The 22,234-nt window shown below is 44.9% G+C and carries 19 protein-coding genes; 7 read left to right on the forward strand and 12 right to left on the reverse strand.

The window, feature by feature from the left end; translation table 11 throughout:
• Positions 1-22 precede the first annotated feature (22 nt).
• From pcnB to panC, 4 genes are read left to right on the forward strand one after another with little or no spacing between them, the layout of a single operon-like run.
• A complete protein-coding gene (pcnB, locus tag QF117_RS18405; protein ID WP_282387482.1) occupies positions 23-1,369 on the forward strand; it encodes a polynucleotide adenylyltransferase PcnB in 1,347 nt (448 codons plus the stop codon).
• Positions 1,369-1,854 (forward strand): 2-amino-4-hydroxy-6-hydroxymethyldihydropteridine diphosphokinase, encoded by a 486-nt coding sequence (gene folK / locus QF117_RS18410; protein WP_282387484.1) that lies wholly within the window; start codon positions 1,369-1,371, stop codon positions 1,852-1,854. The genes pcnB and folK overlap by 1 nt, the downstream gene beginning before the upstream one ends.
• Before the next feature lie 23 nt (positions 1,855-1,877).
• Positions 1,878-2,672 (forward strand): 3-methyl-2-oxobutanoate hydroxymethyltransferase, encoded by a 795-nt coding sequence (gene panB, locus QF117_RS18415; protein WP_017036674.1) that lies wholly within the window; start codon positions 1,878-1,880, stop codon positions 2,670-2,672.
• An 11-nt stretch (positions 2,673-2,683) separates the two neighbouring features.
• Positions 2,684-3,610 (forward strand): pantoate--beta-alanine ligase, encoded by a 927-nt coding sequence (panC, locus tag QF117_RS18420; protein WP_282387488.1) that lies wholly within the window; start codon positions 2,684-2,686, stop codon positions 3,608-3,610.
• Positions 3,611-3,698: 88 nt separating this feature from the next.
• Here panC and QF117_RS18425 read toward each other — a convergent pair whose 3' ends face one another.
• From QF117_RS18425 to QF117_RS18435, 3 genes are all read right to left on the reverse strand, one after another.
• A complete protein-coding gene (locus tag QF117_RS18425; protein WP_017036672.1) occupies positions 3,699-4,469 on the reverse strand; it encodes an ABC transporter permease in 771 nt (256 codons plus the stop codon).
• A 2-nt stretch (positions 4,470-4,471) separates the two neighbouring features.
• Positions 4,472-5,449: an ABC transporter ATP-binding protein gene (locus tag QF117_RS18430; protein WP_282387490.1), complete on the reverse strand. Its 978-nt coding sequence runs from the start codon at positions 5,447-5,449 to the stop codon at positions 4,472-4,474.
• A gap of 174 nt (positions 5,450-5,623) precedes the next feature.
• Positions 5,624-7,294, reverse strand: a complete 1,671-nt coding sequence (locus tag QF117_RS18435; RefSeq protein ID WP_282387492.1) for a SulP family inorganic anion transporter — start codon at positions 7,292-7,294, stop codon at positions 5,624-5,626.
• A gap of 226 nt (positions 7,295-7,520) precedes the next feature.
• Between QF117_RS18435 and can the strand changes: the two genes are divergently transcribed.
• Positions 7,521-8,186 (forward strand): carbonate dehydratase, encoded by a 666-nt coding sequence (can, locus tag QF117_RS18440; protein ID WP_282387494.1) that lies wholly within the window; start codon positions 7,521-7,523, stop codon positions 8,184-8,186.
• 72 nt (positions 8,187-8,258) lie between these two features.
• Here can and hpt read toward each other — a convergent pair whose 3' ends face one another.
• Positions 8,259-8,789 carry a hypoxanthine phosphoribosyltransferase gene (hpt, locus tag QF117_RS18445; RefSeq protein ID WP_348984834.1) on the reverse strand — a complete coding sequence of 177 codons (531 nt, stop codon included), beginning with the start codon at positions 8,787-8,789 and terminating at the stop codon, positions 8,259-8,261.
• A 326-nt stretch (positions 8,790-9,115) separates the two neighbouring features.
• Here hpt and QF117_RS18450 point away from each other — a divergent pair, with 326 nt between their 5' ends.
• Positions 9,116-9,733, forward strand: a complete 618-nt coding sequence (locus tag QF117_RS18450; RefSeq protein ID WP_282387495.1) for a LuxR/HapR/OpaR family quorum-sensing transcriptional regulator — start codon at positions 9,116-9,118, stop codon at positions 9,731-9,733.
• 83 nt (positions 9,734-9,816) lie between these two features.
• On the opposite strand, the gene lpdA is transcribed toward QF117_RS18450, so the two are convergent.
• The 7 genes from lpdA to xerD form a co-directional block, all read right to left on the reverse strand.
• Entirely contained in the window at positions 9,817-11,244 is a 1,428-nt protein-coding gene (gene lpdA, locus QF117_RS18455) for a dihydrolipoyl dehydrogenase (protein ID WP_017036666.1), read from the reverse strand.
• A 261-nt stretch (positions 11,245-11,505) separates the two neighbouring features.
• Positions 11,506-13,422: a pyruvate dehydrogenase complex dihydrolipoyllysine-residue acetyltransferase gene (gene aceF, locus QF117_RS18460; protein WP_282387500.1), complete on the reverse strand. Its 1,917-nt coding sequence runs from the start codon at positions 13,420-13,422 to the stop codon at positions 11,506-11,508.
• Positions 13,423-13,449: 27 nt separating this feature from the next.
• A complete protein-coding gene (aceE, locus tag QF117_RS18465) occupies positions 13,450-16,113 on the reverse strand; it encodes a pyruvate dehydrogenase (acetyl-transferring), homodimeric type (RefSeq protein WP_282387502.1) in 2,664 nt (887 codons plus the stop codon).
• Positions 16,114-16,166: 53 nt separating this feature from the next.
• Positions 16,167-16,937 (reverse strand): pyruvate dehydrogenase complex transcriptional repressor PdhR, encoded by a 771-nt coding sequence (gene pdhR, locus QF117_RS18470; protein ID WP_282387503.1) that lies wholly within the window; start codon positions 16,935-16,937, stop codon positions 16,167-16,169.
• 350 nt (positions 16,938-17,287) lie between these two features.
• Positions 17,288-19,027, reverse strand: coding sequence for a single-stranded-DNA-specific exonuclease RecJ (gene recJ, locus QF117_RS18475; protein WP_282387505.1), 1,740 nt, complete (start codon positions 19,025-19,027; stop codon positions 17,288-17,290).
• Between the two features lie 76 nt (positions 19,028-19,103).
• Complete coding sequence (locus QF117_RS18480) at positions 19,104-19,934, reverse strand: DsbC family protein (protein WP_282387507.1); 831 nt, start codon at positions 19,932-19,934, stop codon at positions 19,104-19,106.
• 16 nt (positions 19,935-19,950) lie between these two features.
• Positions 19,951-20,880, reverse strand: coding sequence for a site-specific tyrosine recombinase XerD (gene xerD / locus QF117_RS18485; RefSeq protein ID WP_282387508.1), 930 nt, complete (start codon positions 20,878-20,880; stop codon positions 19,951-19,953).
• Positions 20,881-21,024: 144 nt separating this feature from the next.
• Here xerD and fldB point away from each other — a divergent pair, with 144 nt between their 5' ends.
• Positions 21,025-21,543 carry a flavodoxin FldB gene (fldB, locus tag QF117_RS18490; RefSeq protein WP_282387509.1) on the forward strand — a complete coding sequence of 173 codons (519 nt, stop codon included), beginning with the start codon at positions 21,025-21,027 and terminating at the stop codon, positions 21,541-21,543.
• 68 nt (positions 21,544-21,611) lie between these two features.
• Here the strand turns inward: fldB and ampD are convergent, their stop codons facing one another.
• On the reverse strand, positions 21,612-22,151 hold the full coding sequence (gene ampD / locus QF117_RS18495; protein WP_282387511.1) for a 1,6-anhydro-N-acetylmuramyl-L-alanine amidase AmpD: 540 nt from the start codon (positions 22,149-22,151) through the stop codon (positions 21,612-21,614).
• Positions 22,152-22,234: the final 83 nt, after the last annotated feature.

Raw genomic sequence — 22,234 nt, forward strand, 5'->3', positions numbered from 1 at the left:
AAGCCAATATTGCCAGAAGCACATGAATAATAACGAATATACACCAAGCCAATTCCCAGACCTTGCATTGAATGTTCTTACTCGACAAGAGCACAATATTTCACGCAAGCAAATCAGTGACAACGCTCTAAAGGTGCTATACCGACTCAATGGCGCTGGTTTTGAAGCTTACCTCGTTGGAGGTGGCGTTCGCGACTTACTATTGGATCTTGCACCAAAAGATTTCGATATCGCGACAAATGCGACTCCTGAGCAAATTAAGCATCTGTTTAGAAACTGTCGTCTGATTGGTCGCCGTTTCCGATTAGCGCACATCATGTTCGGCCGAGATATTATTGAAGTGGCGACGTTTCGAGGTCACCACCAAGAGCCAAGCAAGAACGTATCAGCTCAGTCAGACGAAGGTATGCTGCTGCGTGACAATGTCTATGGCAGCATTGATGAAGATGCTGAACGACGCGATTTCTCTATCAACGCGATGTATTACAACATCAGCGACTACAGCATTCATGACTATGCGGGTGGTGTAGAAGATCTGGAAGATAAGCTGATCCGACTGATTGGCGATCCTGAAGTTCGCTACCGCGAAGATCCCGTGCGTATGCTGCGTGCGATTCGCTTTGCCGCAAAACTTGATTTCGATATTGAAGAAGATACCGCAGCGCCAATCGAAGATCTGGCTCCCTTGCTACAAGGTATCCCTTCTGCTCGCCTTTATGAAGAATCACTCAAATTACTGCAAGCTGGTAATGGGCTTGAAACCTATCACCTGATGCGTGAGTACAATCTATTTCAGCAAATGTTCCCTGTTATTGCCGAGCACTTTACTGAGGATTATTCTTCACCAACAGAGCAGATGTTGGATCTGGTCTTTGATTCAACCGATCTTCGAATTGAAGATGGTAAACGAATCAACCCAGCCTTTATGTTTGCTGCCATGCTTTGGTATCCGCTCAATACTTTGGCAGATCAATTGATGAGCGAGCGTAAACTGGGCCACTATGATGCGATCATGGAAGCCAGCAATATCATCTTGGATGCTCAGGTGAAAACCATTGCGATACCAAGACGCCACACTGCAACGATTCGTGAGATTTGGCAGTTGCAACTTCGCCTGCCTCGCCGCAACGGAAAACGAGCATTTAGATTAACGGAATTGAATAAGTTCCGTGCGGGTTACGATTTCCTAGAAATGCGCGGGGAAGTGGAAGGTGGGCAAACCAAAGAACTCGCGACTTGGTGGACAACCTTCCAAAGTGCAAATCGCAATACCCGCCAAACGATGGCAGCAGAACTTGAAGAAACAGGGTCTAAAACGCCTTATCGCCGTCGGAAAAACAATCGTAAAAAAAAGAGCAAACCTGAATAATGGTTATCGCGTACATTGCGGTCGGCAGTAATCTTGCCGACCCTGTAGGCCAAGCTAACGACGCCATAGAAGCGTTAAAGCACTTACCTAATTCATCGCAACTGAGCGCATCACAACTTTATAGCAGCAGCCCTATGGGGCCTCAGGATCAACCTGACTATATCAACGCTATGGTTGCAATAGAAACACAATTAACGCCACTTGAGCTACTCGATTGCACACAAGCGATTGAGCAAGAGCAAGGGCGTGTCCGTAAAGATGATCGTTGGGGTCCGCGAACTTTAGATTTAGACATCATTCTTTATGGCAATGAAGTGATCGATTCCGAGCGTCTTGTCGTTCCTCATTATGGAATGAAAGAGCGTGAGTTTGTTCTCTACCCGCTCGCGGAAATCGCACCAAATTTAACCCTCCCAGATGGGACAGAGCTGCAAGAACTACTGAATGAAGTGGATCTTAACGGGCTCAGAACTTGGCAATCATAGCCAACGCCTTGTAAGGAAAACTGATGAAAAAAATCACAATCAACGACCTAATTAAATGCAAACAAGAAGGTCGCAAATTCGCAACCTCTACCGCATATGACGCAAGTTTTGCCCAGCTATTTGAAAGCCAAGAAATGCCCGTACTGCTGGTTGGTGATTCTCTGGGCATGGTTTTACAAGGTAAAAGTGATACGTTACCCGTCACAGTTGAAGATATTGCTTACCACACGCGCTGTGTTCGCGCTGGTAGCCCAAACAGCTTGTTAATGGCTGACATGCCATTCATGAGCTATGCCACTCCAGAGCAGGCTTGTGAGAGCGCAGCAAAGCTCATGCAAGCCGGTGCCAACATGGTCAAAATTGAAGGTGGCGACTGGTTAGTCGATACCGTTAAGATGCTGACAGAGCGCGCAGTGCCTGTTTGTGCTCACTTAGGCCTAACCCCTCAGTCTGTGAATATCTTTGGTGGTTATAAAGTTCAAGGTCGCGATCAAGAACATGCCGATCGTATGGTCAAAGATGCCCTAGCCTTGCAACAGGCCGGTGCTCAAATTGTCCTGCTTGAGTGTGTTCCCGCCGGTCTTGCTGAGCGTATCACTCAAGTTCTTGATGTTCCTGTTATCGGTATTGGTGCCGGTAATGTGACTGACGGGCAAATTCTTGTGATGCACGATATGTTTGGTATTTCAGCCAATTACATGCCTAGGTTCTCGAAAAACTTCCTTGCTGAAACCGGTGACATGCGATCAGCGGTAGCAAAATATATCCGTGACGTGGAAAGTGGCGCTTTCCCTGATGAAGCGCATACTATCGCCTAGGGAGTTCTACTATGAATATTTTTTCTGAAATCGCACAGGTTAGAGAACAGATAAAGCAATACAAACGCGATGGTCGGAGTGTCGCTTTTGTCCCTACAATGGGGAACCTGCATGAGGGACACATCACACTGGTTAAAAAAGCACGTGAGCATGCTGATATTGTGGTCGTGAGTATTTTTGTCAACCCGATGCAATTTGAACGCGCCGATGATTTGGCTAACTACCCAAGAACACTCGAAGACGATGTGGCTAAACTTGCTGCGGAAGGTGTTGAACTGGTCTTTACCCCAACGCCTGAAGTGATGTATCCACAAGGCTTAGACAAACAAACTTCTGTTGAAGTGCCGACCCTATCAACCATGTTAGAAGGTGCATCTCGTCCTGGCCATTTCCGTGGCGTAGCAACGATTGTCACTAAGCTGTTTAATATTGTGCAGCCTGACTTCGCTTGTTTTGGCGAAAAAGACTTCCAACAGTTGGCGGTCATTCGTCAAATGACCACTGACCTAGCCATAGACACGCAAATCATCGGCGTCCCAACGGTTAGGGAAATGGATGGCTTGGCGATGAGTTCCCGTAACGGTCTATTGACCATTGATGAGCGCCAGCGTGCACCTGTCGTGGCGCGTACGATGCGCTGGGTAAGTAGCGCGATTCGTGGTGGACGTAACGATTACGATTCACTCATTGAAGATGCTAGCGATCAATTGCGTGCGGCGGGTCTGCAACCTGATGAGATTTTCATTCGTGATGCTCAGACCCTGCAAACCATCTCAAATGACACGGTTCAAGCCGTCATTCTGATGTCTGCCTTCTTAGGACAAGCTCGACTCATCGATAATCAAGTTGTCGATTTAGTCATAGAGACCAAAGCAGACAACACATCAATGAACAAAGATAAGCAAAGCCAGGATGCTCAGACTGCTGAATCAGAATAAACCGCCTGAAAACACTCACAAAAAAGGTCGACATGTTATGTCGACCTTTTTTATAGAAGCAGAATATACCGATGGAAAAGCGTAAATTCTAACTTCTTAAGCCAATGCCTCGAGTCACCAGGTAATGCGCCACCGCATAAAGCCCAATAACAAACGCGATTAAAACCCCAAAAGAAGTCACGATATCAACGTCTGACACCCCTAAGAATCCGTATCGAAATGCATTAACCATATACACAATTGGGTTTATTTTTGACACGCTTTGCCAAAATTCGGGTAGTAAGCTGATGGAATAGAATACCCCCCCTAAATAAGTTAATGGCGTCAAAATAAAGGTTGGGATAATCGAAATATCGTCAAAGGTTTTAGCAAACACGGCATTGATCAAGCCGCCAAGAGCGAAAACCACCGACGTTAAAAATACCGTCATGACAATGATTCCCCAATGTTCAACCTGTAAATCAACGAAGAACAGAGAAACAAAAGTCACAATCGCACCCACTAATAGCCCACGAGTGACACCGCCCATCACGAACCCCGCGATGATGACATAGTTTGGTACTGGCGCGACCAATAGCTCTTCAATATTTTTTTGAAACTTAGCACTAAAAAATGACGAGGCAACATTGGAATAGGAGTTGGTAATAACCGACATCATAATAAGACCAGGAACGATGTATTCCATGTAGCTAAAGCCATTCATTTCACCAATTCTCGCACCGATAAGATTACCAAAAATGATAAAATACAGCGTCATTGTTATCGCTGGCGGTACGAGGGTTTGCACCCAAATTCGGGTAAAACGATTCACTTCTTTGGTCACTAAGCTGCAAAACGCTGTCCAATAAATCTGATACATGATTATTGCTCCTTAGCTTGAGGTGAAGAATGAGATTGAGGTGAAGCTTGATTTTGCGATGACGCTTTCGATTGATCTTTCACGATATTAACAAAGAGCTCTTCTAGACGATTGGCTTTATTCCGCATAGAAAGTACCGTGATACCTTGTTCGGTTAGCTGACTAAAGACATGATTCAATCCCTGAGACTTATCCAATTCGATCTCAAGCGAGCCATTGTCTAATCGTTGAGAATTCACACCGCTCAAAGGATCTAACGCATCGACACCTTCAAGGTCGAGAATAAACGTCTCGACTTGGAGCTGATTTAACAACGCCTTCATCGTGGTGTTTTCTATCAACTCGCCTCGGTTAATGATGCCAATATTACGACACAGCATTTCCGCTTCTTCCAGGTAATGCGTAGTCAAAATAATGGTAATGCCCTGCTCTTTGTTGATGTTTTTTAAGAACTCCCACATGGAACGACGCAGCTCTATATCAACACCCGCAGTCGGTTCATCGAGTATCAGTAGCTGTGGTTCATGCATCAGCGCGCGTGCAATCATTAATCGGCGCTTCATACCACCCGATAAATTTCGTGCACGTTCGCTGCGTTTTTCCCATAAATCGAGCTGAGAAAGGTACTTTTTCGCTCTTTCTTTAGCGAGGACTCTTGGAACACCGTAATAACCCGCTTGCTGCAGAACGATCTGCTCTACGGTTTCAAACGGATTAAAATTGAACTCTTGAGGAACCAAACCCAGGTTTTGTTTAGCCAGCTCTAAATCGCTGTCGATATCAAAACCGAAGACCTTGACCTTACCTGAGGTTTTATTCACTAGCGATGAAACCACACCGATGGTGGTTGATTTACCTGCACCATTGGGACCGAGTAAGGCGTAAAAATCCCCTTTTTTGACATTTAAGCTGATGCCTTTTAAGGCCTCAAACCCACCAGCATAAGTTTTTCGCAACTGTTCTATTTCTAATGCGTACATAATATGACATTGCTCTTTTGGTTTTATGGCTAACACATGACGCCGATGCGGCTGTTTTTCAACCCACCACCCAATATAAATTATCACTCTGCATAAGAAAACAAAGGCGCTGCAATAATATCGCAGCGCCTTTTAATCAATTAGCCCAATCGTCTGAAACAAACCACTTATCTACTAAACAGGAGAAACTGAGGCTCCATCAACGTCCACATGCTTTAACGCAGCCTTCAGAGCCTCATACCTGAACGAGTAGGTATTGTTTTGAGACACCAAATCAAGCACATGAAACTTCTCTAGTTGTCGGCGCGTGTGTTCGTTAGGACACAGCAGCAACACTTCACATTCGGCATCTTTTGCATCTTTAATCGCGTTTTCAAGAGCCAGTCCTACCGTGACATCAATCATTGGGACGTCGGTAAGGTCCAAAATCATCACTTCGTAATCAGAGATACTATTGTGCTGGCGAGAGATCGCTTTTGATACGCTGAAGATCATCGGTCCTGATAGATAAAAGAACAGAACCTTACCATTCGCACGGTCAAGCAACCCTCTTTCACTATCGGTCAGTGGTACATCATTTTCATCGGCATCACTGATCGCTTTAACTTGTCTTGCTTGCTCTAGACTTAACCGCTCAATAATAAGGATATTGGAGATAAATACGCCTAAACCCACCGCAACAATCAAATCAACAAATACCGTGAGTAACATGACGCCATACATGATCGCCATGCCCTGTACACTGACTTTGTGGGCGCGCTGAATGAAACTCCAGTCGAGAATATTAAATCCGACATAAACCGCAATACCCGCTAATACGGCCATCGGGATAGGTTCTGTCAATCCACCAGCCACCAGCACGACCAACATCAGTACTAGAGCTCGAATAATGCCAGAAAGCGGTGAACGAGCGCCAACCTGAATGTTCGTCACTGTCCCCATGGTCGCTCCCGCGCCAGGCAATGCGCCAAACAAGCCTGAAATCATGTTCGCTAGCCCTTGACCTCGAAGCTCTTTGTCTGAGTCATGATCTTTACGCGTTAACGAGTCGCCGATAACCGCTGTTAGCAAGGTATCAATGCACCCTAGCGTTCCTAATACTAGGGCATCAATCACCATTTCCATGAAAATGTCAGCGTTAATATGAGGAATGACCAGGGAAGGCAAGCCAGCAGGAATAACACCAATACGTCGAATGTCATCAGCATCAAACAAAACAACAGAAACTAGAGTGACCGCGATCAGCGCCACCAGCTGAGCAGGCACGTATTTTCGATATTTTTTTGGAAAAAAGAACAGAATCGCAAGCGTTGCAAGGCCTAAAAACAGTTCACTGAACTTTAAATTGGCGAACGTTTCAGGAAGCGCATTTAAAGTGCCAATCACCCCTCCAGAAGGAGCGGCATACCCCAACAATGGAGAAAGCTGCAAGATGATTAAAATAACACCGATGCCTGACATAAAGCCCGAGATGACGCTGTAGGGCATCAAGGTAATGTATTTGCCAAGTTTCAATGTCCCTAACAAGATCTGAAATGCCCCTGCCATCATGACAACGGTAAAGGTCATCGCCATTCCGGTTTCAGGGTACTTCGCCATCATACTGGTCAAAACGGCTGTCATGATCACCGTCATTGGCCCGGTAGGCTCTGAAATTAAACTCGTAGAACCACCAAACAGTGCGGCAAAAAAACCAACAAAAATCGCTCCCCATAAGCCAGCCTCCGCGCCAGCGCCTGAAGCGACACCGAATGCCAACGCCAAAGGAAGTGAAATAATAGCGGTGGTGACACCACCAAATATGTCGCCTTTTAAGCGCATGTCTTCAAATCGATTTCCAAACAAAATTCAGATCCCTGCTGATACAAAAACAATTCACATCACTTTATCAAATAAAGTTAGTAATTTTCATCTTTATTAACATTAATCTTAATTAGCCTTCCGCAGTTGGCGTTTATAAGCATGTGAAATTTCTTGATTTAGCTCATTAGAGGAGTCGGTATGACACTAATTTAACAGATAGAAATTGTAACATTGTGTATAGTGTGGCGAATGATAGAAGGGAAGTAAGATGCCAGAAATTAAACAGCTCTTTGACAACAATTCAAAATGGTCTGACTCCATCACCTCAGAGCGCCCCGAGTATTTCACGAAACTCGAAGAAGGACAAAACCCCGGCTTCTTGTGGATAGGCTGCTCAGACAGTCGCGTTCCCGCAGAACGATTAACCGGATTGTATTCCGGCGAGTTATTTGTTCACCGAAATGTTGCCAACCAAGTTATCCATACCGATTTAAATTGTTTATCCGTAGTTCAATACGCTGTGGATGTTTTAAAAGTGAATCACATTATCGTTTGTGGTCATTATGGCTGTGGTGGTGTCAATGCCGCTATCGACAATCCTCAGCTTGGTCTCATTAATAACTGGCTACTGCATATTCGTGATTTGTACTTAAAGCATCGTAACTGGTTAGGTGAAATGCCCCAGGCCGCGCGAGCAGATAAGCTGTGTGAAATTAATGTCGCAGAACAAGTGTATAACCTTGGAAACTCAACGGTACTGCAAAGCGCTTGGGAACGAGGGCAGCATGTAGAAATTCACGGTGTGGTTTACGGCATCGGAGATGGAAAACTCTTGGATTTAGGCGTTAGATGCTATAGCCGAGAAACGCTTGAGGTGTCGTATCAAGCCGCAATGGCCAAGATACTCAACAATGGTCACAAAACAAATGAATGAACAATGCTCATCAAAAAGTGCATCACAAAAAAATGCTCACCAAATTAGGTGAGCATTTCTCTTTTTGGTCAATTATTCCTGCGGAACAACCTTACCAATATACGGAAGGTGGCGGTATTTCTGAGCGTAGTCGATCCCGACACCCACCACAAATTCATCCGGGATAGCAAAACCAATCCATTTAGCATCAACTTCAATTTCACGCTTTACTGGCTTGTCGAGCAAGGTGCACACTTCGATTGAGTTTGGCTCGCGTAACGACAAGATTTCAATCACTTTGCTGAGTGTATTTCCGGTATCAATGATGTCTTCAACGAGAAGTACATCTTTACCTTTAATATCATCATCCAGATCTTTCAAGATTCGAACATCGCGGCTACTTTCCATCGTATTGCCATAGCTAGACGCTGTCATAAAGTCGACCTGGTGGGTAATATCAATGGCACGAGCAAGGTCAGCCATAAACACAAAGGATCCGCGCAGTAAACCAACCATAACCAAGTTTTCGCTGCCTTGGTAATGCTCGGTAATTTGCTTGCCTAGCTCTTTTACTCGTTTCTGAACGTCCAATTCAGAAATCATAGGTTCAACTGTATGTTTCATAGCACTCTCAATTAATCGGTGATGACAGCATTGCAGAGCCTTTTGGTCCACTTAATACGCTGAAATTTCCCGCTATAGTACCACTCCTCTCTGCGTGAGTTAAATTTTTCATTCTTTCTCATTTATTAGAGGGTCTATAAAATTAAGCACATTGAATCTAATCACTATCCACATTATTGACTATTATATAAGCATAAATCATTGACCAACCTCATATGCACCATTACACTCATGGTGTTATTTAAATAACAAATAACACATTAGAGCAAAGACTCTAAGTACGATTTTAATAAATATAATACGTCAATTGGTAAGGAATAAACGATATGGATTCTATAGCAAAAAGACCACGAACAAGGCTGTCTCCACAAAAGCGTAAATTACAACTGATGGAAATTGCATTAGAAGTATTTGCAAGGCGCGGAATTGGGCGTGGGGGACATGCTGATATAGCAGAAATCGCGCAAGTTTCTGTGGCAACCGTCTTCAATTACTTCCCAACACGTGAAGATCTCGTCGATGATGTACTCAATTACGTCGTACGTCAGTTTTCAAACTTTTTAACTGATCATATCGATTTGGATTTACACGCAAAGCAGAACCTACGTAACGTTACCGCTGGAATGGTGAATCTTGTGATCCAAGATTGCCATTGGCTGAAAGTATGGTTTGAATGGAGTGCCTCAACCAGAGACGAAGTGTGGCCTCTGTTTGTGTCATCGAATAGGACTAACCAGATGTTGGTCAAAAATATGTTCATCAATGCCATCAATCGTGATGAAGTGTGCAGTGATCACGATCCTGACCATCTCACTAATCTATTTCATGGCATCTGCTATTCATTATTTGTTCAATCAAACCGGCTCCAAAGTGAGGCTTCGATGGAACAACTCACCAACAGCTACCTAGATATGTTGTGTATTTACAACCACGACAACATATAAGTTACTGCTCATAATAAAAAAACCGCTGAATCTATCAGCGGTTTTTTATTATTTAAAGCGCTGAGAGATTCAGCGCCTTAGCGTTATTTTCTTTTCACTGCTTTAGCATTTGGTAGATCAGTAATCGTACCTTCAAACACTTCGGCTGCTAAACCAACTGATTCATGCAACGTTGGGTGAGCGTGAATCGTTAACGCGATGTCTTCCGCATCACAACCCATCTCAATTGCTAGACCAATCTCGCCCAATAGTTCACCACCATTAGTACCAACGATAGCGCCACCAATGACACGGTGAGTTTCTTTATCGAAGATAAGTTTAGTCACACCATCTGCACAATCTGAAGCGATTGCACGACCTGATGCTGCCCAAGGGAATGAAGCCGTTTCGAAGTTAAGACCTTCTTCTTTCGCTTCTTTCTCTGTTTTACCAACCCACGCCACTTCTGGCTCAGTGTACGCAATAGAAGGAATAACTTTAGGATCAAAGTAGTGCTTCTTACCTGAAATAACTTCAGCAGCGACATGCCCTTCATGCACACCTTTATGGGCAAGCATTGGTTGACCAACAATATCGCCTATCGCATGAATATGAGGAACGTTAGTGCGCATTTGCTTATCGACATTAATGAAACCACGCTCATCAACTTCAACACCTGCTTTCTCAGCATCCATCAACTGACCATTTGGTACACGACCGATAGCAACAAGAACGGCATCGTAACGTTCAGCTTCTGCTGGCGCTTTCTTGCCTTCCATTGAAACGTAGATGCCGTCTTCTTTTGCTTCAACAGCCGTTACTTTGGTCTGAAGCATTAAGTTAAATTTGTTTTTGATGCGCTTGGTGTAGACTTTAACAATGTCTTTATCAGCCGCTGGAATCAATTGATCGAACATCTCAACAACGTCAATCTTAGAGCCTAGAGAGTGATAAACCGTTGCCATTTCAAGACCGATGATGCCACCGCCCATGATAAGCAGTTTCTCTGGTACTTCTTTTAACTCTAGCGCATCCGTTGAATCCCAAATACGAGGATCATCATGAGGAATAAATGGCAGTTTAATTGGACGAGAACCTGCGGCAATGATTGCATTGTCAAAGTTCACTGTTTTCTTGCCATCTTCGCCATCAACTTCGATAGAGTTAGGGCCAGTAAACTTACCGAAGCCATTCACTACCGTAACTTTACGCATCTTAGCCATACCACCAAGACCGCCAGTCAATTGGCTAATCACTTTTTCTTTCCACAAACGAATCTTATCGATGTCAGTTTGAGGCTCACCAAATACGATACCGTGCTCCGCAAGTGCTTTTGCTTCTTCGATAACTTTTGATACGTGAAGCAGTGCTTTTGATGGGATACAACCCACATTCAGACACACACCACCAAGAGTGCTGTAACGTTCAATAAGAACAGTTTCTAGACCTAAGTCTGCACAGCGGAATGCAGCCGAGTAACCAGCAGGACCTGCGCCAAGTACTACCACTTGGGCTTTAATTTCGTTGCTCATGTTGACCTCTTGTAGTCATAATCCCTAACAGGCTAAGTAGGTATTGATTTTAATTATTTAACATTGGTGCATTTAAACCATGATTTTCAGACCACAAACAGTTTACAGAGATGTTAATGATGTGAAAAGTAAATCAATTTAGCCTGTGAGCTAGACAACAATTCATTTTTTTCAAGCCGATATTTATGCTCAAAACCTGTAATAAATTGTCATTAATTTGTAGTAAGAGCGACACAAGGCCGCTCTTCTATTGTTATCGTTCTATAGTACTAAGCGACGGATGTCGGATAGTGCACTATTTAAGAAGGTAATGAAGCGAGCACCTTCTGCACCATCGATCACACGGTGATCGTATGACAGTGACAATGGCAATTGTAGGCGCGGTTTAAACTCTTTACCGTTCCATACTGGCTTCATTTCAGACTTAGACACCCCTAAGATACCGACTTCTGGCGCATTGACGATTGGCGTAAATGCCGTGCCGCCGATACCACCAAGGCTAGAGATGGTGAAACAACCACCTTGCATGTCTGCCGCTGTTAGCTTACCAGAGCGTGCTTTCTTAGAAACAGCCATTAGCTCTTCAGATAGCTCGTAAATGCCTTTCTTGTTCACGTCTTTGAAAACAGGAACAACAAGACCATTTGGCGTATCAACAGCAATACCCACGTTTACGTACTTCTTGAGGATGATGCTTTCGCCATCTTCAGAAAGAGACGAGTTAAACGCTGGGAATGCTTCTAGCGCTTTAGCCACCGCCTTCATGATAAACACAAGTGGCGTGATCTTCATTCCAGTGTCTTTTTTCGCTTCGATTGCGTTCTGTTCTTTACGGAATGCTTCTAGCTCAGTGATGTCTGCGTTGTCCCACTGTGTAACATGAGGAATCATTACCCAGTTACGGTGCAGGTTAGCGCCAGAGATCTTCTTGATCTTAGAAAGCTTTTGAACTTCCGTTTCGCCAAACTTGCTGAAATCAACTTTTGGCCAAGGCAGTAGACCAAGAGCAGAACCGTCGCCACCTTTACCAGATGCTGCAACGCCAGACTCTAAACGTTTAAGTGCATCTTTCACGTAAGACTGAACGTCTTCTTTTAAGATGCGGCTCTTACGGCCTGTGCCTTTAACCTTAGCTAGGTTAACACCAAATTCACGTGCTATACGGCGAACAACCGGTGAAGCGTGTGCATACTCGTGGTTATCTTGGAAGTCGCCAGTTGCTGCCGGAGCCGTCGCTTCTGCTTTAGGAGCCGATGCCGCCGCTGGAGCCGCTGCTTGTGCAGGAGCGGAAGCCGCCACTGCTACTGGAGCTGCGCCTTCAACAACAAACGTCATGATTGAAGAACCTGTCGATACTTTATCGCCAGCTGCAATCTTAATTTCTTTAACGGTACCAGCGAAGGGTGCAGGCACTTCCATTGACGCTTTGTCGCCTTCAACAGTAATGAGAGATTGCTCTTCTTCTACTGTATCGCCAACCGCGACCATGATTTCAGTCACTTCGACTTCGTCACCACCGATATCAGGAACGTTCACTTCTTTTTCAGCTGATGCTGCTGGAGCCGCTGCAACTGGTGCCGCCGCTGGAGCAGGAGCTGCTGCAACTGGAGCGCCAGAACCCGCTACTTCACCTGTTTCTACAGAGAAAATCATCACTAGAGAACCAGTAGAAACTGAGTCACCAGAAGCGATCTTGATTTCTTTAACGATACCTGCGAATGGTGCAGGCACTTCCATTGAAGCCTTGTCACCTTCAACAGTAAGAAGAGATTGCTCTTCTTCTACTGCGTCGCCGATAGCTACCATGATTTCAGTCACTTCAACTTCGTCGCCACCGATATCTGGAACGTGAACTTCTTTAAGTTCGTTCGCAACAGAAGGGGCCGCCGCTGCAGGAGCAGCTGCAACAGGTGCCGCCGCTTCAACTGCTGGCGCAGATCCAGAACCTTCGGCCTCAAAGATCATGATTAAAGAACCAGTAGACACTGAATCGCCTTCAGAGATCTTAATTTCTTTAACAATACCCGCTTGAGACGCAGGAACTTCCATTGAAGCTTTATCGCCTTCAACAGTGATCAGTGACTGTTCTTCTTCAACCTTGTCGCCAACGTTAACTAGAATCTCAGTAACTTCAACCTCATCAGCACCAATATCAGGTACATTAATTTCGATTGTCATGTTTTGCTTCCTTAACTAATGTCAGTCTTATGCGTATTGCGGGTTAGTTTTGTCAGTGTCGATACCGAACTTAACAATCGCTTCTGCAACAACAGATTTTTCAATATCACCACGTTTAGCCAATTCAGTCAGTGCAGCAACAACAACGTAGCCAGCGTTAACTTCAAAGTGACGACGCAAGTTTTCACGGCTATCAGAACGACCAAAGCCATCAGTACCCAGTACTTTGTATGACTCAGCAGGAACGTAAGCACGTACTTGTTCAGCGTAGTTTTTCATGTAATCCGTAACAGCAATAGCGGGCTCGCTGCCAAGAACGGTCGTGATGTAAGGTACTTTATCTTCTGCTTCTGGGTGAAGCATGTTGTCACGCTCAACGTTTTGACCATCGCGAGTCAGTTCGTTGAAAGACGTCACTGCGAATACGTCTGACGCGACGTCGTATTCTTCGCTTAGAATGACAGCAGCTTTACGCGCTTCATTCATGATAGTACCAGAGCTCATTAGCTGAACTTTAGACTTAGAACCAGCGTGAGATTCAAGCTTGTAGATACCTTTACGAATGCCTTCTTCAGCGCCTTCTGGCATTGCTGGCATTGCGTAGTTCTCGTTCATTACTGTTAGGTAGTAGTAAACGTTCTCTTGCTCAGGACCGTACATACGACGAATACCGTCTTGCATAATAACCGCTAGCTCGTAAGCAAACGTTGGGTCGTAAGAGATACAGTTAGGAATTGTATTCGCTTGAATGTGTGAGTGACCATCTTCGTGTTGCAGGCCTTCACCGTTTAGCGTTGTACGACCGGCAGTCGCACCTAGTAGGAAACCACGTGCTTGTTGATCACCCGCTAGCCATGCCATATCACCAATACGTTGGAAACCAAACATTGAGTAGTAGATGTAGAATGGGATCATTGGCAGATCGTTAGTGCTGTAAGACGTTGCCGCAGCCACCCAAGACGCCATTGAACCAAGTTCATTGATGCCTTCTTGTAAAACCTGACCCGATGTTTCTTCTTTGTAGTAAGAAACAACGCCGCGATCTTCTGGTGTGTACTCTTGACCATCTGGGTTGTAGATACCAACCTGACGGAACAGACCTTCCATACCGAAGGTACGCGCTTCATCACAGATAATAGGAACAATGTTCTTACCAATGTTCTTATCTTTAAGCAGGATGTTTAACGTACGCACATAAGCCATCGTTGTAGAGATATCACGTTTCTGCTCACCCAGTAGAGGGGCAAATGCGTCTAGCTCAGGCACTTTGAACTCTTGAGTGAACTTAGGTAAACGTGTTGGTGTATAGCCGTGTAGAGCTTTACGACGAGCGTGCATGTATTCGTATTCAGGCGTGCCTTCTTCAAGCTTCAAGTAAGGAAGCTCGGTGATTTTCTCATCTGAAAGGATATCTTGTAAGCCAAGGCGATCACGTAGGTGTTGAACATGCGTCATGTCCATTTTCTTCACACCGTGTGCAATGTTCTTACCTTCGGCCGCTTCACCCATGCCGTAACCTTTAACCGTCTTAGCTAGAATGACCGTTGGCTTCCCACCGGTTTCTTTCGCATTGTTGAATGCTGCGAACAGTTTAGACGAGTCATGACCACCACGCTTAAGTGCGAAGATTTCGTCATCAGTCATATCAGCAACAAGCGCGGCTGTTTCTGGGTATTTACCAAAGAAGTGCTCACGTACGTAGGCGCCATCTTTAGACTTGAATGTTTGGTAGTCACCGTCGACAGTTTCGTTCATCAGTTGAAGAAGCTTACCCGTGGTGTCTTTTGCTAATAGAGCATCCCAGTTGCTGCCCCAGATAACTTTAACAACGTTCCAACCTGCGCCTTTAAATAGACCTTCAAGTTCTTGAATGATGCTACCGTTACCCATGACAGGGCCATCTAGGCGCTGTAGGTTACAGTTGATGAGGAAGCATAGGTTGTCCAGTTTTTCACGAGAAGCGAACGAGATCGCACCGCGTGATTCTGGCTCATCCATCTCACCATCCCCTAGGAAAGCGTAAACACGTTGAGCCGTCGTATCTTTCAAGCCACGACCGTTCAAGTATTTCAAGAAACGCGCTTGGTAAATCGCTGAAATAGGACCAAGGCCCATAGATACCGTTGGGAACTGCCAGAATTCAGGCATTAGTTTCGGGTGAGGGTAAGAAGGAATACCTTTACCATCCACTTCTTGACGGAAGTTGTCTAGCTGCTCTTCAGTTAGACGGCCTTCAACGAATGCTCGAGAATAGATACCTGGAGAAATATGACCTTGGTAATACACCAAATCACCGCCGTCCGTCTCATTTGGAGCACGGAAGAAGTGGTTGAAACAGACTTCGTAGAATGCCGCTGCTGACTGGTAAGAAGCCATATGACCGCCAAGGTCTAGGTCTTTCTTAGAAGCGCGTAATACAATCATGATTGAGTTCCAGCGGATGATTGAACGAATACGACGTTCAAGTGTTACATCACCTGGATAAGCGGGCTCTTGCGCTGCTGGAATAGTGTTGATGTAGTTCGTGTTAATGCCTGTAGGCATATCTACACCGTCTAAACGTGCTTTATCTAAAACTTGCTCTAATAAAAACTGAGCACGCTCTACACCTTCTTCACGAACAACTGATTCAAGGGCCTGTAGCCAATCTTGAGTTTCTACTGCGTCTACGTCATGCTTCATGTCAGACATGGCGATCTATCCTTCTATTGGTTGGATTTTAGATAAACTGTCAAAGAGCCGTACTATGACGACTCTTTGCCTTGCTGAATTCTGCGTAATGAACGCTCTCTTCGAGATTCTTCACGCGTGATGTCCAACAATGTTTCTTCGATATAAGCTAAATGTGAATGAGACATTTCACGTGCCATTTCAGGCTCACCAGAAACAATCGCATCCACAATATTCGCTCTATGTTTACTTACTTTTTCGACCACTTCATCGCGGCGATGTAACAACTCTAAATTCTGTAAAATATTCTGTTCGAGCAATGGACCAAGACTACGAACAATGTGCAACAGCACCACATTATGGGCCGCTTCCGTCAAGGCCACTAAAAACTTCATAACGGCGCTGGCTTCTGCTTCAATGTTTTTGTTGCTTTGTTCTTTGGTGATGACAGCCAAACATCCCTGAATTCGCGCAAAATCTTCATCGGTTCCGCGCAACGCAGCAAAGTAAGCTGAAATCCCTTCCATCGCATGCCTTGCTTCAAGCAAATCAAGCTGAGTTTCAGAATGACTCGATAGTAAATTTAGCAGAGGATCTGAAAAGCTCTTCCAAATACTTTCACTAACGAACGTTCCCCCGCCTTGACGACGAGTTAATAACTGTCGTGCTTCAAGACGTTGAATCGCTTCTCTGACCGAAGGTCGAGACACATCGAATTGTTTTGCTAATTCACGCTCAGGAGGCAGTTGCTGCCCTGGAGTTAAAGAGCCTTCTGCGATCAAGCGCTCTAATTCTTTCTCGATAACATCAGAAAGTTTTGGCTGACGAATCCTTTGATAAGCCATATTGATTGCTACCCTTAACTCCAAGTAAATTGGTATTACCAATTATTTATTGGGGTGAAAATTAACATATCAAAAACGTCACTGTCCAGCACTTTATTGATTCAGGTCAATAAACAGAGGTAGTGGTAACAAAACCATAACTTGCAATATTCATTTACAAAAACTATCTGAACAATATTGGTCAGACCAATTAAAGATTAACCAAATTAGCGTTGTACAAATAAGCGGAGTGGATGGTTGAATATCCAAACAAGAGCGTTAAAAGCAGTAAAAAGACGAGAAAAAACAGGAGGAAAAAAGAAAACCAGAGTAACATTGGTCACAATCACTCTGGCATAAGTTCAAATTAGCTACATAGCTTCAATATAATCAATCATTAACTGAAGAGATTGGTTCCCTCTAAATTCATTGATATCGAGTTTAAACGCCACTCTTGCTGTTTTTACCGATGCATCAGGCCAACGCTTAAGATCAATATTAAAGGCAATGCCATCAATCATGATGTTCGTAGGATGCCCTTTGTAAAGAGGCTCCAGCATGAGCTTTAGGTGTTTTTCACCCACCAGTTTCTGGTGCAATATTTTAAACTCACCATCAAACATGGGTTCAGGAAAGGCTTGCCCCCAAGGCCCACCAGCCCGTAATGATTCCGCCGTGTGCATAGAAAATTGCTCAGGAAGCAGCTCACCATCCGACAAAATCACACCTTTTAATGCGTTATCGTCGAGTTCTTGCTTCACTACTTGATCAAACAAACGGGAAAAGCGCTCAAAGTCCACTTCAGCAATACTCAACCCAGCCGCCATAGCATGACCACCAAACTTAGCAATCAAACCTGGGTTCTGGGTATCAATGCGGTCAAGAGCGTCTCTCATGTGTAATCCTGGAATCGAACGACAAGACCCTTTGATCATCCCTTCTCCGCCATCGGCGAAGGCAATCACAGGTCTATGGAATTTCTCTTTAATACGAGAAGCCAGAATGCCGATCACCCCTTGGTGCCAGTCTCGCTGGAACAGAACTAAACCGTGGGGCAGTTCCGTATTGTCACCAAATTGTAAGCGCTCGCAAAAAGCCATCGCCTCTTGCTTCATGCCCTCTTCGATCTCTTTGCGGGTTTGATTTAAGCCATCCAACTCACTGGCCATGCGTCTTGCTGCGTGAATGTTGTTACACATTAATAGCTCAACACCAAACGACATATCATCTAAGCGCCCTGCCGCATTGATTCTTGGCCCTAAGGCGAAGCCAAAATCGGTGGCGATCAGTCGATGTGCGTCTTTTTTTGCCACTTCAATGAGTGCTTGAATACCGGGTCTGGCTTTACCTGCTCGGATACGCTGGAGCCCTTGGTGAACCAAAATTCGATTGTTTTCATCCAAAGCAACCACATCCGCGACCGTGCCCAGCGCCACTAAATCGATCAGCTCCATCAGTTTAGGCTCAGCCATGTTACTGGAAAGGAACCAATCCACTTTTCGCATGTGTACGCACAGGGCCATCATCAGGTAAAAAGCCACCCCAACACCCGCTAACGATTTAGAGGGGAAATCGCAGGATTCTAGATTTGGGTTGACCATCGCGTCAGCAATCGGGAGTTCATGACCGGGTAAGTGATGATCCGTCACGAGCACTTGAAGACCTTTTTCTTTGGCATAACGAACCCCTTCTATTGAAGAGACGCCGTTGTCCACCGTCATGATCACTTCAGCCCCCAGCGTTATCGCCTGATCAACCACTTCAGGGCTTAACCCATAACCGTCTTCAAAGCGGTTAGGCACCAAGTAGTCGACATTACTGCAACCGAGCATACGAAGAGCCAAAACCGATAACGCTGAGCTGGTCGCGCCATCGGCATCAAAATCTCCGACAATGATAATGCGTTGATTGTGTTTAATCGCGTCAAACAGCAGCTCAACCGCAAGCTGAATACCATCCAGTTTCTGATAGGAATGGAGTGCTTTGGCGGTTTTATCTAATTGCTTAGCCGAACGAATGCCACGATTAAGATAAATTTTCTTAAGCAGTGGGTCCATGGGTTCAGCAAGAAGAGAGAGATCAACATCAGGACGACGACGAATTTCGATCATAGATACGCACTTAGCAGGCGATGATTCGCCTGCTCCTTGTTATAAATGAATAGACTTAGCGTTAATTAGATAATGATTACTGAGCCTGTAACTGCTCTAGCAATTTAGCGGGTGGTAAGTAGCCGCCAATCATTTCTCCACTAGGAAGGAATATCGATGGTGTTCCGCTGATCCCTAATGATTTGCCTAATGTGAAATGCTTCACTACGGTGTCTAAGCACTGACCAAAGTTGGCGTTTTTTTCAGGGAAGCTGCGGTTAATTTTAGCGTCATGCATCGCGGCTTTAGGGTCGTCAGCACACCAAACAGCGGCCATTTGCTCGCCAACTTCTGAGCGAGGCCCCTGACGTGGGTACGCCATGTAACGCACCGTGATGCCGAGATCGTTATAGCCATTCATTTGGCTATGTAAGCGTACACAATACCCACACGTGGTATCGGTAAAGATAGTGACCACGTACTTCTCATTATCGGCCTTAAACTCAATAACGCTGTCACTGAGTGCTGCAAGTTTTGCTGCATTCAATGGTGCTTGACGCTTGGCAAGGACATCTTCATACCCACCACCGGCTTTGTGCTGGTAGAGCGTCCCAGACATAAAAAATTCACCATCGACAGAAGAATACAACACGCCGCCACTGGTTTGAACTTCGTATAGCCCCGCAATTTGAGTCGGCAAAATATCCAACACCTTCAGCTGTAGTTTGGCGAAATTGTTGATGATCTTCTGTCTCGATTCCTCCGTTAAGCTTGTTTCTTCACTCGCTAACGTTGGTTCTAAAGCCACCGCTTGTTGAACTTCCGCTTGAACGGTTGATGCTTCTTCGGTCTTAACCACTTCTTCTGCATTACAAGCCATCACAAAAAACGGCAGTGTTAGTATAGATAGTCGGCGTAATACGCTCATTAAAATCACCTTTATATTAAGCCCTAGGATGGTGCTCACTATGAATTTGTTTTAGCCTTTCAGTGGCGACGTGGGTATAGATTTGCGTCGTCGATAAATCACTGTGGCCCAATAGCATTTGCACAACGCGTAAATCGGCTCCGTAGTTGAGCAAATGAGTCGCGAAGGCATGCCTTAATACGTGCGGAGACAAAAGCTCGGTATCAATCTCTGCGATCACCGCATAATGCTTTATCCTATGCCAGAATGTCTGACGAGTCATCTGTCTCGCACGGTTACTTGGAAAAACAACGTCTGATGTTTTCTCACCAAGTAGTGTAGACCTTCCTTGCTCTATAAAAGTTTCAATCCAATCGACGGCATTTTCTCCCATAGGCACCAAACGCTCTTTTCCGCCTTTGCCCGTTACGCGCACTACGCCTTGACGTAAACTGAGATTTTCCATCGTCAGACTCACTAATTCCGTTACACGTAAGCCGGTCGCGTACAGTAACTCAAGCATCGCTTTGTCTCGAAGCTGTATCGGATCATTGGGATCCGGCGCCTCTAATAGTGCATCCACTTGTTCTTCTGACAGATCTTTGGGTAAACGCTGAGGAAGTTTTGGGCTAACCAACAGAGCACTAGGATCATCCCCTCGCATCTTCTCGCGGTGCAAGTACTGAAATAGGCGTCGAATAGCAGACAGCATACGTGCCCGTGACGTCTGTTTATATTCCTTGTCAACCAGCCAAGCTTGATATTCTTGTAGCCCTGACAGATTGATCGCATTCAAGCGGTAATTGTGTTCACCCATCCAGTGCAGCAGCTTTTGTACATCCGTCCGATACGACAGTAACGTATTTTCAGACAATCCTCGTTCCATCCACATAGCGTCGAGAAACTGCTCGAGAATACCCTGCTCTGGAGATTGAGGGCCTTGATTAGACGAGTTTAATTTTGACACGGTAAACCTCTTTAACAACAACGCGTTCAGGTTATGTGAGTCCAGACATTAAAGCCACAAATTTGTCCATTTGATGAAATTCTAACTGCATTACTGGTGTGTTTATGGTTAAAATCCCTCATCGCACATCAAGACTATAACATTATGAAGATTGGTTTATTTTACGGCTCAACAACTTGCTACACCGAAATGGCAGCGGAGAAAATACGCGCTATTATTGGAGAGGAGCTTGTGGATATTCACAATATCAAAGAGAGCCCTATCTCGCTGATGGCTGATTACGACCTGTTAATTCTCGGCATTTCCACTTGGGACTTCGGTGAAATCCAAGAAGATTGGAGCGAAATATGGCAAAAAATCGCTGGCGTGTCGTTAAACGGCAAGTACGTAGCACTATTCGGCTTAGGCGATCAAGAAGGCTATGGCGAGTGGTATCTCGATGCGATGGGAATGCTTCATGATGAAATACAACAAGTTGGTGCGAACATCATCGGATACTGGCCCAACCAAGGTTATGAGTTTGAAGCCTCTAAGGCTCTAACTGAAGATGGCTCCCACTTTGTTGGGCTCGCTCTCGATGAAGACTCTCAATACGAACTCAGTGATGAGCGCATTGCGACTTGGGTAGAACAGGTATTAGTGGAGTACCAAGCTGCGCTATAGAGATAGAACCTAACCGATATAGAACCAGATAACCATCTGATTTTATTGAGATCTATCTGAGAGAGCGATTAGAGTAACGCCGCCAGCTTTCTCCAATCAAATGACAATCCAGGATCGGTTTTTCTTAATGGGGCAATATATTGATGCCCCGTTATACGTTGGGGTGTGATTTTAGGGTAGGTCGTCATCAGCTCTCGGGTTAATCGAGCCAATGATTGGTATTGAGCCTCGGTATAAGCACTGTAATCATCGCCTTCTAATTCAATGCCAATGGAGTAGTCATTACACTTGCTCCTTCCTGCAAACGATGATACCCCGGCATGCCAAGCGCGTTGTTGAAAAGGCACAAATTGAACCACCTTCCCTTCACGATCGATCAAGCAATGCGCTGAGACCCTCATGTTCTCAATCACTTTGAAAAATGGATGGTGTGAAGCGTCTAATTTACCGGTAAAAAACTGCTCTATATAAGCACCACCAAACTGACTAGGCGGTAAGCTAATATTGTGGATCACCAACAGCGATATATCACTGGGATCTTCTCGGTGATCACAATGAGGCGATAGTAACGACTTGGCCTCTGCATACCAGCCTTGTTGATCAATCATTGAACGTTCCTTATTTCACGATTCTGCCTTTGATTTTATCTATTCCAAGATGAAAAGCGAGATTAATGGCTGTATTTAATTTA

It is taken from the genome of Vibrio sp. YMD68 (assembly GCF_029958905.1).
GTDB lineage: Bacteria > Pseudomonadota > Gammaproteobacteria > Enterobacterales > Vibrionaceae > Vibrio.

Coding starts and splice junctions, on each gene's coding strand:
- folK (WP_282387484.1), top strand. CDS start 1,369: ATGGTTATCGCGTACATTGCGGTCGGCAGTAATCTTGCCGACCCTGTA.
- pdhR (WP_282387503.1), bottom strand. CDS start 16,937: ATGGCTTATCAAAGGATTCGTCAGCCAAAACTTTCTGATGTTATCGAG.
- fldB (WP_282387509.1), top strand. CDS start 21,025: ATGAAGATTGGTTTATTTTACGGCTCAACAACTTGCTACACCGAAATG.
- lpdA (WP_017036666.1), bottom strand. CDS start 11,244: ATGAGCAACGAAATTAAAGCCCAAGTGGTAGTACTTGGCGCAGGTCCT.
- can (WP_282387494.1), top strand. CDS start 7,521: ATGCCAGAAATTAAACAGCTCTTTGACAACAATTCAAAATGGTCTGAC.
- QF117_RS18480 (WP_282387507.1), bottom strand. CDS start 19,934: ATGAGCGTATTACGCCGACTATCTATACTAACACTGCCGTTTTTTGTG.
- QF117_RS18450 (WP_282387495.1), top strand. CDS start 9,116: ATGGATTCTATAGCAAAAAGACCACGAACAAGGCTGTCTCCACAAAAG.
- panC (WP_282387488.1), top strand. CDS start 2,684: ATGAATATTTTTTCTGAAATCGCACAGGTTAGAGAACAGATAAAGCAA.
- aceE (WP_282387502.1), bottom strand. CDS start 16,113: ATGTCTGACATGAAGCATGACGTAGACGCAGTAGAAACTCAAGATTGG.
- panB (WP_017036674.1), top strand. CDS start 1,878: ATGAAAAAAATCACAATCAACGACCTAATTAAATGCAAACAAGAAGGT.
- hpt (WP_348984834.1), bottom strand. CDS start 8,789: ATGAAACATACAGTTGAACCTATGATTTCTGAATTGGACGTTCAGAAA.
- QF117_RS18430 (WP_282387490.1), bottom strand. CDS start 5,449: ATGTACGCATTAGAAATAGAACAGTTGCGAAAAACTTATGCTGGTGGG.
- recJ (WP_282387505.1), bottom strand. CDS start 19,027: ATGATCGAAATTCGTCGTCGTCCTGATGTTGATCTCTCTCTTCTTGCT.
- ampD (WP_282387511.1), bottom strand. CDS start 22,151: ATGATTGATCAACAAGGCTGGTATGCAGAGGCCAAGTCGTTACTATCG.
- QF117_RS18425 (WP_017036672.1), bottom strand. CDS start 4,469: ATGTATCAGATTTATTGGACAGCGTTTTGCAGCTTAGTGACCAAAGAA.
- aceF (WP_282387500.1), bottom strand. CDS start 13,422: ATGACAATCGAAATTAATGTACCTGATATTGGTGCTGATGAGGTTGAA.
- pcnB (WP_282387482.1), top strand. CDS start 23: ATGAATAATAACGAATATACACCAAGCCAATTCCCAGACCTTGCATTG.